Origin of the sequence: Flavimaricola marinus, from assembly GCF_900184895.1 — a bacterium.
Lineage (GTDB): Bacteria > Pseudomonadota > Alphaproteobacteria > Rhodobacterales > Rhodobacteraceae > Flavimaricola > Flavimaricola marinus.
This window is the reverse complement of sequence record NZ_FXZK01000001.1, coordinates 426,730-442,238: the sequence shown is the minus strand read 5'-3', so window position 1 is coordinate 442,238 and position 15,509 is coordinate 426,730. Positions and strand designations below refer to the sequence as shown.

Below are 15,509 nucleotides of genomic sequence, written 5' to 3'. Positions count from 1 at the left end.
GATCCGGAGCGCCGCAGAGCTATCGCGGCGCTCCACTTTCGCAAACCAACAGGGGAGGATCGACCGTGGCAGAGGCAACTGCACGCTTGCGTCTGGAGGGCATCCAGAAGAGCTTTCCCGGCATCAAGGCCCTCGACGACGTGTCCTTCTCCGTCATGCCCGGCGAGGTTCACGGCCTTCTTGGAGAGAACGGTGCCGGCAAATCGACGATGCTCAATATCCTGTCGGCGGTCTTTGCCGCGAATGCCGGGCGCATCCTCATCGACGGCACCCCCGTCAACCTGACGGACCCTAAGAGCGCCCGCGCCGCAGGCATCGCGATGATCCATCAGGAATTGCAGCTGATCCCGGCCCTGACCGTCGCGCAGAACATCTTTCTGGGGCGGCCGCTTTCCAAGGCCGGTGGGCTGCTCGTCGACCGCCGCGCGCAAGAGGCCCGCGCCCGCGCCATCCTGGCAGACCTCGATCCCGCGATCGAGCCGTCCCGCCCTGTGTCGGAGCTGAAGGTCGCTCAGCAGCAGATCGTCGAGATCGCCCGCGCGTTGCTCGATGACGCCCGCATCATCGCGATGGATGAACCGACATCGTCGCTGACTCCGCCCGAATTCGACAACCTTGCCGCGCTCATTGAAAAGCTCGCGGGGCAGGGCAAATCGATCATCTATGTCTCGCACAAGATGAACGAGGTGTTCCGGGTCTGCGACCGCGCCACCGTCTTGCGCGACGGCCGTTTCGTGACGACCGTGACGATCGCCGAGACCAGCGAAGCCGAGATCATCGCCCGGATGGTCGGCCGGGATGTTCAGACCGAGGGGCACGTCAGCCACGCCACCGATGAGGTCGCCTTGTCGGTCTCTGATCTGGGTGACGGTCGGCTGATTTCGGGTGCCGGCTTCACCTTGCACAAGGGCGAGGTGCTTGGCGTCGCCGGCCTCGTCGGCTCCGGCCGCACCGAGATGCTGCGCCTCGTGGCGGGCATCGACCGGGCCTCCACCGGCACCATCGTCAAGGACGGGAGGACCTGCCATTTCCGCTCCCCTCGTGACGCGATCCACGCCGGGATCGGCCTCGTTCCCGAAGAACGCAAGAAGGACGGCATCGTCCGTGATCGCAGCGTTGCATCGAATATCGCCTTGCCCTGCATGGAGACCTTTTCGTCCTTCGGACTGATCCGCAGAAAGGCGCTTCGCAAGGAAGCGACCGCACTGATGGAGCAGATGCACCTGCGCCCGCCGGACGTAGATCGCGCGATCGGCCTGTTCTCAGGCGGCAATCAGCAAAAGGCGATCATCGGCCGCTGGCTGGCCGCCGACGTCGATATCCTGCTGTTCGACGAGCCGACGCGGGGCATCGATATCGGTGCGAAATCCGAGATTTACGAGCTGATCGAGACGCTGGCAGCGGCGGGCAAGGCGATCGTCGTCGTCAGCTCCGAGATGACGGAAATCCTGCGCGTGTCCGACCGCGTCGTTGTGATGCGCGAGGGCCGGATCGCCGCGACCTTGTCCGGCGACGAGATCACCGAAGGCCGGATCGCCGCCCACGCCATTCCCCAATCCAAAGCGCGGGCTCCGCAAGAGCCGCCACAGCCGCAAGAGGCCCATCATGACTGACCAGACCGATATCGCCCGGGCGCGCGGCCTCAAGAGCCTTCTGCCGGCCGCCTTCAACCTGCGCGATGCGGGCACCCTCCTGGGCCTGATCCTCATCTTCGTCGTCTTCGGAGTGCTGAGCCCGGTCTTTCTGACCGCTCCCAATCTGCTCAACATCCTGCAGCAATCGTCGATCAATGCCTGCATCGCGCTGGGGATGACCTTCGTCATCATTTCTGGCGGCATCGACCTGTCTGTCGGCCCGACCGCTGCGCTATCGGCCGTCGCCGGGGCGAGCCTGATGGTGGCGGGGGTGCCGCTGCCGCTGGCCTTGCTCGCCGCCCTCGGGGCTGGGATGCTTTGTGGCTTTTTCAACGGTGCGCTGATTGCCTATGCCGGGTTGCAGCCCTTCATCGTGACGCTCGGAGGCCTGTCGCTGTATCGCGCCCTGTCGCTGATCTTTACCGGCGGGAACCCGATCTTTGGCATACCGCCGGAGTTCCGGTCCTTCATCAACGGCGATCTGGCTGGCATTCCGGTGCCGGTGGTAATCGTCGCCGTCGTCGCCGCGATCCTGTGGATCGTGCTGAACCGAAGCCCGCTGGGGGAATACATCCTCGCGGTTGGCGGCAATCCCGAAGCCGCCCGGATCGCCGGTGTTCCGGTCGCCCGGACCAAGATCACGGTCTACATGCTCTCAGGGGGGCTGGCGGCCCTGGCCTCGATGATCCTCATGGGACGGTTGGGGGCGGCCGATCCGACCATGGGCAATCTGTGGGAGCTCGACGCCATCGCCGCAGCCGCCATCGGCGGGGCATCCCTGATGGGCGGAAAGGGGTCGGTGATCGGCACGCTTCTTGGCGCCGTTATTCTGGGATCGCTGCGCAACGGGCTGACCCTGATGAACGTTCAAGCGTTCTATCAACTTCTCGCCACCGGTATTATCATCATCGTCGCGATGCTGATTGACCGGGCCACCCGGGGAAAAGGATGAATGTGAATATCGACCCGCGGACTGTTGGTGCTCAGGTTCGGATGCGGATGCCGCTGATGACGCCGCTCGAGGCGCGGGTGGTCAATACCATCACTGGCCGCAAGGACCTCGACCTGACGACCTCGATCCGCGAAGTGGCCGACGATGCCGGTGTCTCGGATGCGATGGTGGTCAAGATCGCCAAGAAGCTCGGGTTCAACGGCTATCGCGATTTTCGGGCAGCGCTGGTGTCCTACCGCGAATCCGACGTGGCATCGCTGCATGCGGAGATCTCGCCCGAGGACAGTTCGGCCGACATCGTCAAGAAGGTCTTCAACACCGCGATGCAGGCGATCGAGGAAACCATGTCGATCCTAGACATGGCCGCGTTCGATCGTGCGGCCGACCTGCTCTATGCCGCACGCAATCGCGACTTCTACGGCTTGGGCGGTTCCGCCCAGATCGCCCGCGACGTGTCGCACAAGTTCCTCCGGATCGGACTGCGCAGCAACATCTACGACGACACTCACATGATGATGATGTCCGCCTCGTTGCTCGGCCCCGACGATGTCGTCGTCGCGGTCTCGCATTCCGGTTCGACCATGGCGGTGATCGAGGCGGTCACGCTGGCCCGTCAGAACGGAGCCCGCAGCATCGCGCTGACCAACTACGCCGGTTCGCCACTGGCCGAGCTGGCCGACGTGACCCTGTGTTCGACCGCGCAGGGCTCGCCCTTGCTGGGCGAGAATGCGGCGGCGCGGATTGCGCAGCTCAGCATCATGGACGCGGTCTTCGTCGGTGTGGCACAGCGCGATTTCGCCTTGGCCGAAACGCAATTGTCCAAGACGATGCAATCCGTCGATGCCAAACGAAAGCCATAGGTGCCTGCCATGACCTCGCCCGCCATCGTCGTCGTCGGCTCGATCCACTACGACATATTCGTGAACGCGCCGCACCGACCGGCAGCGGGCGAGACGGTCACCGGCCAATCCTGGCATCCCAAGTTCGGCGGCAAGGGCGGCAATCAGGCCGTCTCGGCGGCGCGGAGCGGAAGCCCGACTCGTCTGGTGTCGGCCGTTGGGCAGGACGACTTTGCGGCATTCACGCTGGCCCACCTTGGGCAAACCGGGGTCCAGACCGGTCACATCGCCCGGATCGCCGGGGCAGGGACCGGCATGAGCGTCGCCATCAGCGATGCCAGTGGCGATTACGGCGCGGTTATCGTGTCGGGGGCAAATCTGCAGATCGACCCGCAGGGCCTTTCGGACGACGCGCTTTGGCAAGACGCCCGCTATCTCGTCCTACAGAACGAAATCCCCGAGCCGGTGAACATCGCCGCGGCGCAGATGGCCCGCCAAAGGGGGGTGGCCGTCTGTTTGAATGCGGCCCCGTGGCGCGAGATGAGCGAAACCTTTCTGGACCTCGTCGATATCGTCGTCGTCAACTCGATCGAGGCCCAGGCCATGTGCGGCGCAACGGTCGACAGCCTGCCTGCGGCTGCGGAGGCGGCCAAGGCTCTGGCCGCGCGATTTGAATGCGCCATCGTCACGGCAGGCGGCAGCGGTGTTGCCTATCACGCCGGCGACGCGGCGGGCGTCGTTCCGGGCGAGAAAGTCGACGTTGTCTCGACCCACGGCGCGGGGGACCATTTCATCGGCGTCCTGATCGGCACTCTCACGCAAGGATCGAGCTATGCAGAGGCCGTGCGGGCCGCGAACCTGTCCGCAGCACGCCACGTGGCGGGCGGGGTGTAACGGCGCTGCCCGCAAGCGGCGCCCGCCAGATTGGCCGAAGAACCGACGCACAGCGTTTGTGTGTAGGCCAACGGTATCATGCAGCAAGGACACGCTTGTCGGGCCGTCCCAACGGGCAGGTGCCGTCATGAACACGGCCCTGACCGCGTTTAAGATGAAAGGCCGTCAAAGCAAGCCGGCAAACCTCGGCAGCCAAAGGCTGAGCGAAGGCACATAGGTGATGATCATCAGCAATGCGATCAGCACCCCGATGAACAGCCAGATCTCGCGGATCATCTCGCCCAATGGAATCCCGTTCAGCGCCTTGATGATAAACAGCAATATCCCATAGGGCGGAGTGATGAGCCCGATCATCATGTTAAAGACGATGACGATGCCAAAGTGGTGCAGATCGATCCCCAGAGCGGCAGCGGTGGGGATGAACAGCGGCGTGATGACGAGCATGATCGTCGACACGTCGAGAAAGCACCCAAGCACGAGATACAGCAGGTTGATCATCAGAAAAAACATGACCGTGTTCAGCTCGAACTGGTCAAAGAACAGAAAGACGGACTGCGGAATGCGTTCGATGGTGACGACGTAGTTGAAGATGAACGCGCCGCATAGAACGATGGTCACGACCGCCGTCGTCTTGACCGTGGAATGGACCACCTCAAAGAACTCGGCGAGGCCGATGGAGCGGTAGGCAAAGACCGCCAAAAGCAGCGCGTAGAAGGCCGAAACCGCCGCAGCTTCGGTCGGGGTGAAGGCTCCGGTGTAGATGCCGCCCAACAGGATCACAGGCATCATCAGGGGCGGGATGGCGCGCAGGATGATGATTGGGATCAGGCGCAGCGGGACCGCCTTTTCGATGGGAAATCCGCGCATCTTGGCGGCGATGCCCACGACGATCCCCAGCGTGACGACGACCATCAGCGCCGGGACGACGCCACCCAGAAACAGCGCTCCGACAGAGGTGGACGAGATCAGCGCATAGAATACCATCGGGATAGAAGGCGGAAAGATCGGCCCGACGACCGAGGAGGTGGCCGTGACCGCGCCTGCAAATCCACGGGGATACCGGTCGCCCTCGGTCATCATGTTGGTCAGGATCTTGCCGACGCCGGCGACGTCGGACACCGCGCTCCCGCTCATCCCCGAAAACAGGAGGCTGGTAAAGATATTGACCTGCGCCAACCCGCCCGGCAATCGGCCCACCATCGCGAGCGCAAAGTTGAGCAGCCTGTCCGAGATCTTTGACGCGTTCATGATGTTGGCCGCAAAGATGAACAGCGGCACCGCCAGCGCGACAAAGTTGCCGAAGACGCCGTTGAGCACCATTTCGGCGGCAAGGCCCACGTCGCGGCCGCTCATAATCAGGTAAAAGATGGAGGACACGATCATCGAAATGCCGAGCGGCATCCCCATGACCGTCGTGATGACCAGAATGGCGATCATCAGCGGAAATGCGATGGAGGCGATCATCGGACCGGGCCTATCCTTACAGTTGGTCGCGCCAGTTGGGGCGGAAGAGTTGAGCCAGACGCCAGGCCGATTGGGCCGCGAAGGCGGCGACGAACAGGATGTAGCAGCCGTAGATCCAGTGCATCTGTATCCGTAGCACCGGGGATTTCTTGCGCGTCAGGAAATCGAGATAGTCCCACGTGTAGGGAACCAGCCAGACAAAGGCGACGACGATGGCCGACAGCGATATGGCGGTAAAGCTGCGCTTGGTCTGTGCTCCGACGACATCGTAGACGACGTCGAACGACACATGCTCGCGCACCGGAACCATGAAGGCGGCGGCCCAGAACACCGTCCAGATGAAGCAGATCATCACCACTTCTTCGGTCCAGGCCAGCGGATCGTTCAGCACATAGCGCCAGAACACCTGAATGATGAAACCGCTGAAGGCGGCGAGAAAGAGCAGGACGCCGACTGCATCGGCGCCCCTCTTGAGCCAGATCAGAACACTGGCTCCCGTTGTCCTAGAGTTGCTAGGCATTCGTCGCCAATCAGTTCGCCAGCGCGTTGATCTTTTCGACCCAGCCTTCGGGCCAGTCCGCGGCACGGTCAGACGTCATGTAGACCTCTTGTACGTGGCTGCGGAACGCATCCAGATCAGGTTCGGTGACGGTCAGCCCTTGTTCTTCGAAGAACGACACCAGACGCGCCTCTTCTTCGTAGCGGCGCTCGTTGTTCCAGTCGCAAGCGGCCTGAGCGGCCTCGACCATATGGCCGCGCTGTTCTTCGCTCAGCTGCTCCCAGGTTTGCAGGTTCACCGCCATCGGCAGACCATCGACCAAGTGATTTGTCAGGGTGATCTGTTCGGTGACCTCATAGAACTTCGCGGCGTCCACGGTAGGAAGCGGGTTGTCCTGTGCGTCGATCGTGCCGGTCTGCAGGCCGAGGTAGACTTCCGAGAACGGCAGAGGCGTCGGGTTGGCTCCGAGGGCATTGCCAAGGAACAGCCACGCATCAGAGCCGGGCATCCGCAGCTTTAGCCCTTCAAGATCGGCGGGGGTCTGGATGTCCATCGCCGAGCGCAGGTTCAACTGACGGGTGCCCAGATAGCAGACGGCCAAAAGCTCGATCCCCATTTCCTCCCGGACCGTGTCTTTGAACTCTGCGCCGATGTCGCTTTCCATGAAGGCCCGGTAGTGGTCGGCGTTCTGGAACAGATAGCCGGCCGTCAGAAGGCCAAACTGCGGGATCGCGTCCGCGATAAGCTGGAACGACACATAGGCCATTTCGGCATTGCCGCGCTGAAGCGCGTCAAGGTCGCCGTTCTGGCCAAAGAGCGACCCCGAATCGTAGAGCTGGATATCCAGCGCGTCCGGTTCCAGCGCGTCGAGTGTCTCCTTGAACACCGTCATCGCCTGCGTGTGCAGGTCGGTGGGGACCGAAACCGTCGTGAATTTCACTTCGATCGGATCATCCGCGAGCGCGGCGCCTGCGGTGAGCGCCAGGGCTGAAATGGTGGATAGCGCAACGAGCGCTGTTCGACGGGTCAACATGCAGTTCCTCCTTTGCAAGTCATTGGCCGCAACTCAGTTTGGCAGATTTTGCCCTGCATAGCCAAATTTCGACAGGTGGAGCTTGCATCATTCAATCTGTGATGTAAACATTGATTGCATCACTAATCGAATAACTGATTGTATCAGTTGAAAGCCGTAGGAGAACCGCGTGTCGAACAAGGCTGAACTAAGTGGAGTCGTCTGTGCTGCGGTGACGCCGGTCGATGCGGCATACCGAATCAATGTCGCCGCGCTGGCGGCGCATTGCGACCGGGTTCTAAGCGACGGCTGCTCGTTCGTGTCGGTGTTCGGCACCACGGGCGAGGGTGCGTCCTTCTCGACCGGTGAAAAGGCCGAGGCGCTCGCCGCGCTCATTGCGGCGGGCATTCCCGCCGACCGCCAAGTGCCCGCCATCATGACGCCGGTCCTGACGGAAGCTGCCGATATGTTGGCAGCGGCCGAGGCGCAGGGTTGTCGGGCGGCGCTGGTGTTGCCGCCGTTCTACTACACCGATCCGGGCGATCCCGCGATCGTGGCCTTCATCGACGCCATGATCGACCGTTCCGGGGCGTCGGACATCGATCTGGTGCTCTATAACATCCCCCGGTTCTCGCGGATTTCCTTTACGCCCGCCTTGGTCGAGGCGTTGCTGCACCGGTTCGGGGGCCGGATCGTCGGGATCAAGGATTCGACGGGGGATCTGGAAAATTCGCTGACGCTGGTCCGCAACTTCCCGGATCTGGCGATCTTCACCGGCGACGACAGGGTCATGCCCGCGCTTCGCGTCGCCGGAGGGGCGGGAATGATCGGCGGCATGCCGAACCTGTTCGCCGCGGATGCGGTCAGGATCCTCGGCGCACCCACCTCGCAAGAGACCGAGGCGCTGAGAACCGCCTCGGCGCAGCGGATCGAGCTCGTCGACGGCAACGGCGGTCTCTCCGCCATCAAGGCCATCCTCGCAAGAGCCTACGACGATCCGGAGTGGACGCGCCTCGTGCCACCGCTCAGTGCCACGCCGAAGCCTGCGGTCGATGCGATCCTAGCCGGTTTGGCAAAAACCGGATACGCTCTCGAACCGGTTGCGTGATGCAATCAACGGGGGGAGGCTGACAATGACCAAGGCGAGCGATCGCTCTCAATTGCCAAAGGCGGCGGATGCCCCGTTGAAGAAGGCGGCCTACGACCGGTTTCAGCAGGCCCTGTTGAAAGGGGCGATCCGGCCCGGACAGCTGGTGTCGCAAAAGGAACTGGTCGCCCTGCTCGATATGTCGATCGGGGCGCTGCGCGAGCTTTTGCCCCGGCTCGAGGCCGAGGGGCTGCTCACCGTCATGCCACAGCGGGGCATCCAGATCACGATGATCGATCTGCCGATCATCCGCGACGCGTTTCAGATGCGCATGGCGCTGGAACGGGAAGCGGTGATCTCCGCGGTCCGGACCTTGCCGGACGAGGCGATTGACGAACAGGAGAGACTGCACCGGGACATCCTCGCCCGGCTGGAGGCGGGCGGCGACCTGCCGCCGGACTTCTTCGACGAAGGTCAGTCCGTCGACGGGGCGTTTCACGAATTGCTGGTCGGCTGCACGCGCAACGATCTGTTGATCCATGCCTACCATGTGAATTCCACGCGGATACGGCTCATCAAGCTCGACCGGATCAAGCTCACAAGACTGACGCTGCCATCGGCCTTCGGAGACCACCTCGCCGTGATCGAGGCGCTCAAGGCGCGCGACAGGGCGGCTGCGGTCGCGGCGCTCGAGGCGCACATTCGCAACGCCCGGGACAGGGCCATAGAACTGTGACCCGATGTCTGCGCTGACGCCTGTCGACTTGCGATGCGAGTATCTGGAAGAGCCGCACGGGCTTGAGACCGCCCATCCGCGGTTTTCGTGGGCGCTCGCCGGGGACGGAACCGCGCTGCGCCAAACCGCCTATGCAATTTGCGCCGGCAGAGACGAATCCGCCGTCGCCCAAGGGCGGGGCGATCTCTGGCAGAGCGGTTGGATCGAGAGCGATGATCAGCTCTGGCAGCCTTGGCGGGGTGAGGCGCTGACGTCGGACATGCAGGTCTTTTGGTCGGTGCGCCTGCGCGACGACCGGGGGCAGGTATCGGGCTGGGCTCCGCCGCGACGCATCCTGACCGGCCTGATGCAGCCGGGCGATTGGTCTGCGCAATGGATCGCCCGGTATTTCGTGCTGCCCGCCGGCCGCGAGGCGCCGGCCGACAACAGCTACGACAACCCGTGGCAGGCCCGCCCGGCGGACTACCTCCGGCGCGAAGTGGTGTTGGGCGCCGATGTCCTGCGTGCCACCGCCAACGTCTCCGCGCTGGGCCTGTACGAGCTGCACATCAACGGCCGGCGGATCGGTGACGAGGTCATGCAGCCGGGCTGGACTGATTACCATCAACGCGCACTCTACGAATGCCATGACGTGACCGGCGCCTTGCGGCGTGGCGCAAACGCCATCGGTGCGGTGCTGGGCGAAGGCTGGTATTCCGGCCGTGTCGGCCACAACCAGCGTCGGGCCGGCAATCACTACGGCGGTCGCCCGGCCTTTCTCTGCCAGATTCATGTCGAGCTGGCCGATGGATCGTCCGTTCGGATCGTGACCGACGAGCAATGGCGCACGGCACAGGGGCCCATCCGGTATAGCGATTTCCTGATGGGCGAGCATTACGACGCCACGCTGGAGCGCGACGGCTGGTCCGAGCCGGGGCATGAAACGACGCTCTGGCAGCCTGTCGAGGTCTTTGACCCGGATCCGGCGCCGCCGCGCCTGACCGCATCGAAATCGCCTCCCGTGCGCGAGACGCGCCGCTTTGCGGGCAAGTGCCTGGGACGGTCCGGCAGCGAATGGATCTTCGATTTCGGTCAGAATATCGCGGGATATGTCGAGCTTCGGATCGAAGGCGCTCAAAGAGGCGATCGCTTCACGCTGCGGCACGCCGAGGTTCTGGATCCCGACGGTGCGCTCTATACGGCCAACCTGCGACATGCGGTTGCCACGGATCACTACACCGCGCGGGGGGATGGGGCCGAAACATTCAAGCCGCATTTCACCTTTCACGGGTTCCGCTTTGCAGGGCTGACCCTGCCGGACGGCATCGCGCCGGGGGCCGTCCGGCTGGAGGCCATCGCGATCCAATCGGACCTGCCGGACACCGGCCGGATCGAGACGGGCAACGCGCTGGTGAACCAACTGGCCTCCAATATCGAATGGAGCCAGCGCGGCAATTTCCTGTCCGTGCCCACCGACTGCCCGCAGCGCGACGAACGCTATGGCTGGAGCGCCGACGCGCAGGTCTTTTGGCGAACGGCCGGCTTTGTCATGGACACCTCCGGGTTCTATGCGAAATGGCTGGACGACATTCTCGATGCCCAACTCGACGACGGGGCCTTCACCGACGTGGCGCCCTCAAAGCCGCTCAACCCATACCGGCTGACCGGCCAACCCGGTGCGCCGGGTTGGGGGGACGGGCCGGTCATCATGTGCTGGCAGCACTGGTTGCGCTATGGCGACCGTGCCCTGCTGGAACAGGCGTGGCCCGCGTTGCGGCGCTGGTCGGCCTATATCGCGGAGGGCAATCCGGATCATCTGCGCGTGAACCGTGTCCACAACAATTACGGCGACTGGCTGAGCGTCGGCCCGGCGTCCGACCGGACGATGGTGGCGACGGCCTATTGGGCCTATGTCGAGGATTTGATGGCCAAGATCGCCGAGGTGCTGGGCCAAGAGACCCACGCCGCGCAGCACCGCAGAACCGCCGAACAGGTCCGCGCGGCGTTCAACGCCGCCTTCGTCGACGACGCAGGCCGGATCACCGGCGACACCCAGACCGCCTATCTTCTGGCGCTGGATTTCGACCTTCTGCCAGAAGAGCAACGCCTCCATGCCCGCGATAACCTGCTCCGGACGCTGGAAGCAGCCGATGGGCATTTGCAGACCGGATTTCTGGGGGTGAAGCATCTGTGCCGGGTCCTGGCCGACAACGGCGCGGTGGACTACGCCTTCCGGCTGCTGCTCAACGACACCTATCCCAGCTGGGGGTTCTCGATCCGCCAAGGCGCAACGACAATCTGGGAGCGTTGGGATGGATGGACCCCGGAGGGGGGCTTTCAAAGCGCCAACATGAACTCGTTCAACCACTATGCCTACGGCAGCGTCGGTGAATGGCTCTATGCCCGGCTGGCGGGGATCGATTGGGACGAGACCGGTCCCGGCTTTCGCAAGCTGTGCCTGCGGCCGCTTTTCGATCATCGCATCGGCAGGGTCGCCGCCAGCTACCGCGCCGCCACGGGCGAGGTGCGGAGCGATTGGGAGATGACCGGACAGCGTGTCCGCTGGAGCGTCGAGTTGCCGCCGAACGTGACCGGCATGGTCGAACTGGCCGAAACCGCCCGCGCGGTCGGGCTGGACGGCGCCGCGCTGGCACCCGCGGCGCGTTGCTTTGCCATCGGGCCGGGCCGCCATGACATCGAGATAGAGATCGCACTCGCGGAGGAGACAGGATGAAAGACGAGCAACCGCCAATGTTGCACATGATCGGGAACGCGCATCTCGATCCGGTTTGGCTCTGGCGCTGGCAGGAGGGCTGCGCCGAGGCCATCGGCACCTGCTGGGCAGCGATGGACCGGCTGGAGGAGGGCGACGGCTTCGTCTTTTCCAAGGGCGAGGCGCATATCTATGCTTGGATCGAAGAATTGGACCCCGACCTGTTCGAAAAGATCCGCCACTACGTGCGCGAGGGGCGCTGGGTGGTCGTCAACGGCTGGTGGATTCAGCCGGATTGCAACGTGCCCTCGGGCGAAAGCGTGATCCGTCAGGCGCTATACGGCAAACGCTACTTCCGCGAGAAATTCGGGATCGAAGTGCCGACGGGCTACAACGTCGACAGCTTCGGCCATCCGGGCACCTTCCCGATGCTGCTGCAACATACCGGGTCCGACAGCTATACCTTCATGCGGCCCAACGCCTCCGAAATTGACTTGCCGGGCGAGATCTTCCGCTGGCGGTCGCCGGACGGCTCCGAAGTCACCGCCTTTCGGATCCAGGGGGCCTATAACACCTCCAAACGGGAAATGCCGCTGCCGGAAAAGACCGATCTGCACTATGAAAAGATCGCAGCCGCCGGGCATCCGTTCATGTGCTTTTACGGCGTCGGAAACCACGGCGGTGCACCGACCCGCGCCAATATCGACGAGATCGAGCGTCGGATCGCGGCGGGCGAGGGGCTGCGCTTTTCCGACCCTGAAACCTTCTTCGAGACGATCAAGAGCGGCGACTGGCCGGTCTTTGAAAACGAGCTGCAATTTCATGCGGTAGGCTGCTATTCGGTGGCGTCGTCGCTCAAGACGCTGAACCGCAAGGCCGAAAGCCTGCTCGAGCAGGCCGAAGCAGCCGCGACACTCGCCACCCGCGAAGTGGGCGTCGCCTATCCCCGGGCCGAATTCGAACGTCTGTGGCGGATCCTGCTGTTCAACCAGTTCCACGACACGCTCGGCGGCACCAGTCTGGAAAGCGCCTGCAAGGACAGCGAGCGGGAGCTTGGCGGTGTGATCCACGGCGCAGAGCTGCAACTGAACGCCGCCATTCGCCACCTCGGCCGGACGATCGCACCGTCCGCCCATCCCGAAGACGCGACGATGCTGCTGGTCAACGCCAACGGGCAGCCCGCCTCGTGCCTAATGGAGGCCGAGCCGTGGGTCGACAAGGACATCGTGTCCAAGCGGATCGTCGTCGATGAAAACGGCGACCCCGTGCCGTTTCAATATGCCGATCCGCACGGCAAGACGACCGGGATGCAGCGCATCGTGTTCCCGCTCGAGATGCCTGCCTATGGTTGGCGCATGTTGCGCTTTTCCGTCGACGACAGCGGCGTCAGCGCGCCGCCTGCGGGGTTCGGCCAGCCATCGCAAGATCGCGTGTTCAGCACCGGCGGCTACCGGATCGAGATCGACTCCGAAGGGGCGATCGCCTCGCTGCAGGACGCAGACGGCAACGAAATTTTCGCCGCGCCCGGTCACAGGGCGATCCTTGTCGAGGACCGCTCCGATACTTGGGGCCATGGCGGGAAATCCTTCGGGATCGAGGGCGAGGCGATGACGTTGGAGCTTGTCCGCGTCATCGAGGACGGCCCGGTTCGCAAGGTGATCGAGGTGACTTGCTCGGCGCGCAACTCGCGGATGACGACGAGCATCGTTCTGCCCGAAGACGGCGCCTATCCTGTAGAGCTTCGCGTTCACCTTGACTGGCGCGAGAAGCATACGCTCTTGCGGCTGGCCTATCCGCTGGGCGCCGAGGCGATGGAATGCGAAGTGCCGGGCGGTTGGGCGACGCGGCGGATGGACGGCAGCGAAGTGCCGGCCCTGCGCTGGGTGAGAGGCGTCGGCGCTGGCCGGGAAACGGTCATCGCCAACGATGCCAAATACAGCTACGCCGGACGAGACGGGACGGTCTACCTGACCGCCGTTCGCTCGCCCGTCTATGCCCATCACGACCCGGTCCCGATCGTCGAAGGCGCGCGGTATCGCTATATGGATCAGGGCGAACAGGCCTTCACCATGTGGCTGAAATCGGGGCGGTCTGTGTCGCGCAAGGCGGCGACCGCCTTGGCCGATACGCTGAACAAGCCCGTCGTGTCGACACCGCACATTGCGCGGTCCGGCACCGGAGCGGCATCGGGCACTTGGCTCGACGTGGATGCACCGCACAGCCATGTCTCCACGCTCAAGACCGCGGAGGACGGCGACGCCGCGGTGCTGCGCCTCTACGATCTGGACGGAGAGGGTGCCTCCGCCCGCGTCGATGGCCACACGGTTGCGCTCGGCGCCTATTCGGTCGCCACGGTGGCATTCGACGACAAAGGGATCACGCGCCGGAACGGTCTCGAAGACCCGCTGGAGGAGTAGGCTTCAGCGCCGAAAACCGGGCAGGGGCATTCAGGCCCCTGCCGGGAAACCGTCGTCGCCCTGCCGGGAAATCCCGGTGGCCAGCGGATAGAGCGTGGCCTGCAAGGAGTGATAGATATCCGGTTTGCCGGGGAACTGCTCTGCCATCGGCTGACCGTCGGGCGCGACTTCGGGATACCAGCCGCCGCGCTCATGGTCGATGAGGCGCTCGTTGGCAAAGGTCCACAGACGGCGATACCAGCTTTCGTCGGTCATGGTGCCGCCGGTTTTCTGCAAGCTCGCAATCGCCGCGATGGCCTCAGCCACCGGCCAGAAGTAACAACCGGGTTTGTCGATGTCGCCGCCGGGGTGCAGAGTATAGGCAAGGCCGCCATCCGGCAGCCAAGCGTCTGTCAGGGCCTGCTCGATCAGCTTGCGTGCCCGCTCTGGCGCGGTGGTGTCCGGCCGTCCGGACAGATCCCAATGTTGCAGCGCCAGTCGGGCGATTTCCAGCGAATGTCCGGGGGTGGTTCCGGCCGGACGGAAGATCGGGTTGCCCTCGTAATCCGGATCGACCTGCCAGTCCTCGGTATAGTGCTCCGGAATGCGCCAATCGTGCGCCGACGCGATCCGGTCGGTGAAGAAATCCAGAATGCGCCCGGCGCGATCCAGCCAGACCGCGTCTCCCGTGGCCTCGAATGCCGCGAGAAAGCCCTCGACGCCGTGCATATTGGCGTTCAGGCCGCGATAGGTCGAGAACGGCGTGAAATCGCGCGAGAATTCATCGCGCAGAAGGCCAGCGGTTTCGTCCCAGAAATGTCTGTCGAGAACTTCGGTGATGTCGTCGAACAACCGGTCGGCATCCGGGTGGCCGGCTTTCTTGGCACTGGACGCGGCCAGCAACACAAAGACGTGGCCATAGGCCAGCTTGGTATCGGTCTTGATACCGGTCTCGTCGATGGACCAGAGATAACCGCCATGCTCCGTGTCGCGGTGCATGTTCCAGATATAGTCCATCCCGGCATCGATCATTCGGTCCGATCCGGGGTGGCCGATGATCTTGCCTAATGCGTAGGAATGCACCATCCGCGTCGAGGTGTGCAGCTCCTGGCCATCTCGCGGCAGGACAGAACCGTCCCAGTCCAGCAGGTCAAAGCCGCCATCGTCGCGCAGGGACCCGTCGAAGAAGGACAGTTGGTGACGCGCCTCCTCCAGCAACCACTGCCGATGGACAGGGTCGCGAAGCCAGAGGTCGGTATGGGCGGGGTCGGATATCGGTGTCTGTGTCATACGCAAGGTTTATA

General features: G+C 63.7%; 12 protein-coding genes. 8 read left to right on the top strand and 4 right to left on the bottom strand.

All coding sequences use genetic code 11. The features are described from left to right. Positions 1-65 precede the first annotated feature (65 nt). From LOM8899_RS02150 to LOM8899_RS02135, 4 genes are read left to right on the top strand one after another with little or no spacing between them, the layout of a single operon-like run. Positions 66-1,613 carry a sugar ABC transporter ATP-binding protein gene (locus LOM8899_RS02150; protein ID WP_245820406.1) on the top strand — a complete coding sequence of 516 codons (1,548 nt, stop codon included), beginning with the start codon at positions 66-68 and terminating at the stop codon, positions 1,611-1,613. Further along, entirely contained in the window at positions 1,606-2,586 is a 981-nt protein-coding gene (locus tag LOM8899_RS02145; RefSeq protein WP_093990505.1) for an ABC transporter permease, read from the top strand. Before LOM8899_RS02150 ends, LOM8899_RS02145 begins: the two co-directional genes overlap by 8 nt. Before the next feature lie 2 nt (positions 2,587-2,588). Then, positions 2,589-3,446 (top strand): MurR/RpiR family transcriptional regulator, encoded by an 858-nt coding sequence (locus tag LOM8899_RS02140; protein ID WP_370739279.1) that lies wholly within the window; start codon positions 2,589-2,591, stop codon positions 3,444-3,446. Between the two features lie 9 nt (positions 3,447-3,455). Continuing rightward, entirely contained in the window at positions 3,456-4,319 is an 864-nt protein-coding gene (locus LOM8899_RS02135) for a ribokinase (protein WP_093990503.1), read from the top strand. A 165-nt stretch (positions 4,320-4,484) separates the two neighbouring features. On the opposite strand, the gene LOM8899_RS02130 is transcribed toward LOM8899_RS02135, so the two are convergent. From LOM8899_RS02130 to LOM8899_RS02120, 3 genes are read right to left on the bottom strand one after another with little or no spacing between them, the layout of a single operon-like run. Further along, positions 4,485-5,783 (bottom strand): TRAP transporter large permease, encoded by a 1,299-nt coding sequence (locus tag LOM8899_RS02130; protein WP_093990502.1) that lies wholly within the window; start codon positions 5,781-5,783, stop codon positions 4,485-4,487. A gap of 16 nt (positions 5,784-5,799) precedes the next feature. Then, the gene (locus tag LOM8899_RS02125) at positions 5,800-6,303 is read right to left on the bottom strand and encodes a TRAP transporter small permease (RefSeq protein ID WP_093990501.1); all 504 of its coding nucleotides are present in this window, start codon (positions 6,301-6,303) and stop codon (positions 5,800-5,802) included. A gap of 10 nt (positions 6,304-6,313) precedes the next feature. Continuing rightward, positions 6,314-7,315 (bottom strand): sialic acid TRAP transporter substrate-binding protein SiaP, encoded by a 1,002-nt coding sequence (locus tag LOM8899_RS02120; protein ID WP_093990500.1) that lies wholly within the window; start codon positions 7,313-7,315, stop codon positions 6,314-6,316. Positions 7,316-7,484: 169 nt separating this feature from the next. Here LOM8899_RS02120 and LOM8899_RS02115 point away from each other — a divergent pair, with 169 nt between their 5' ends. From LOM8899_RS02115 to LOM8899_RS02100, 4 genes are read left to right on the top strand one after another with little or no spacing between them, the layout of a single operon-like run. Next, the gene (locus LOM8899_RS02115) at positions 7,485-8,402 is read left to right on the top strand and encodes a dihydrodipicolinate synthase family protein (protein WP_093990499.1); all 918 of its coding nucleotides are present in this window, start codon (positions 7,485-7,487) and stop codon (positions 8,400-8,402) included. Between the two features lie 25 nt (positions 8,403-8,427). Beyond that, positions 8,428-9,117, top strand: a complete 690-nt coding sequence (locus tag LOM8899_RS02110; protein ID WP_093990498.1) for a GntR family transcriptional regulator — start codon at positions 8,428-8,430, stop codon at positions 9,115-9,117. Positions 9,118-9,121: 4 nt separating this feature from the next. Further along, a complete protein-coding gene (locus LOM8899_RS02105; RefSeq protein WP_093990497.1) occupies positions 9,122-11,830 on the top strand; it encodes a family 78 glycoside hydrolase catalytic domain in 2,709 nt (902 codons plus the stop codon). Then, complete coding sequence (locus LOM8899_RS02100) at positions 11,827-14,226, top strand: glycoside hydrolase family 38 N-terminal domain-containing protein (RefSeq protein WP_093990496.1); 2,400 nt, start codon at positions 11,827-11,829, stop codon at positions 14,224-14,226. The genes LOM8899_RS02105 and LOM8899_RS02100 overlap by 4 nt, the downstream gene beginning before the upstream one ends. Positions 14,227-14,256: 30 nt before the next feature. Here LOM8899_RS02100 and LOM8899_RS02095 read toward each other — a convergent pair whose 3' ends face one another. Then, on the bottom strand, positions 14,257-15,495 hold the full coding sequence (locus tag LOM8899_RS02095) for an AGE family epimerase/isomerase (protein WP_093990495.1): 1,239 nt from the start codon (positions 15,493-15,495) through the stop codon (positions 14,257-14,259). Positions 15,496-15,509: the final 14 nt, after the last annotated feature.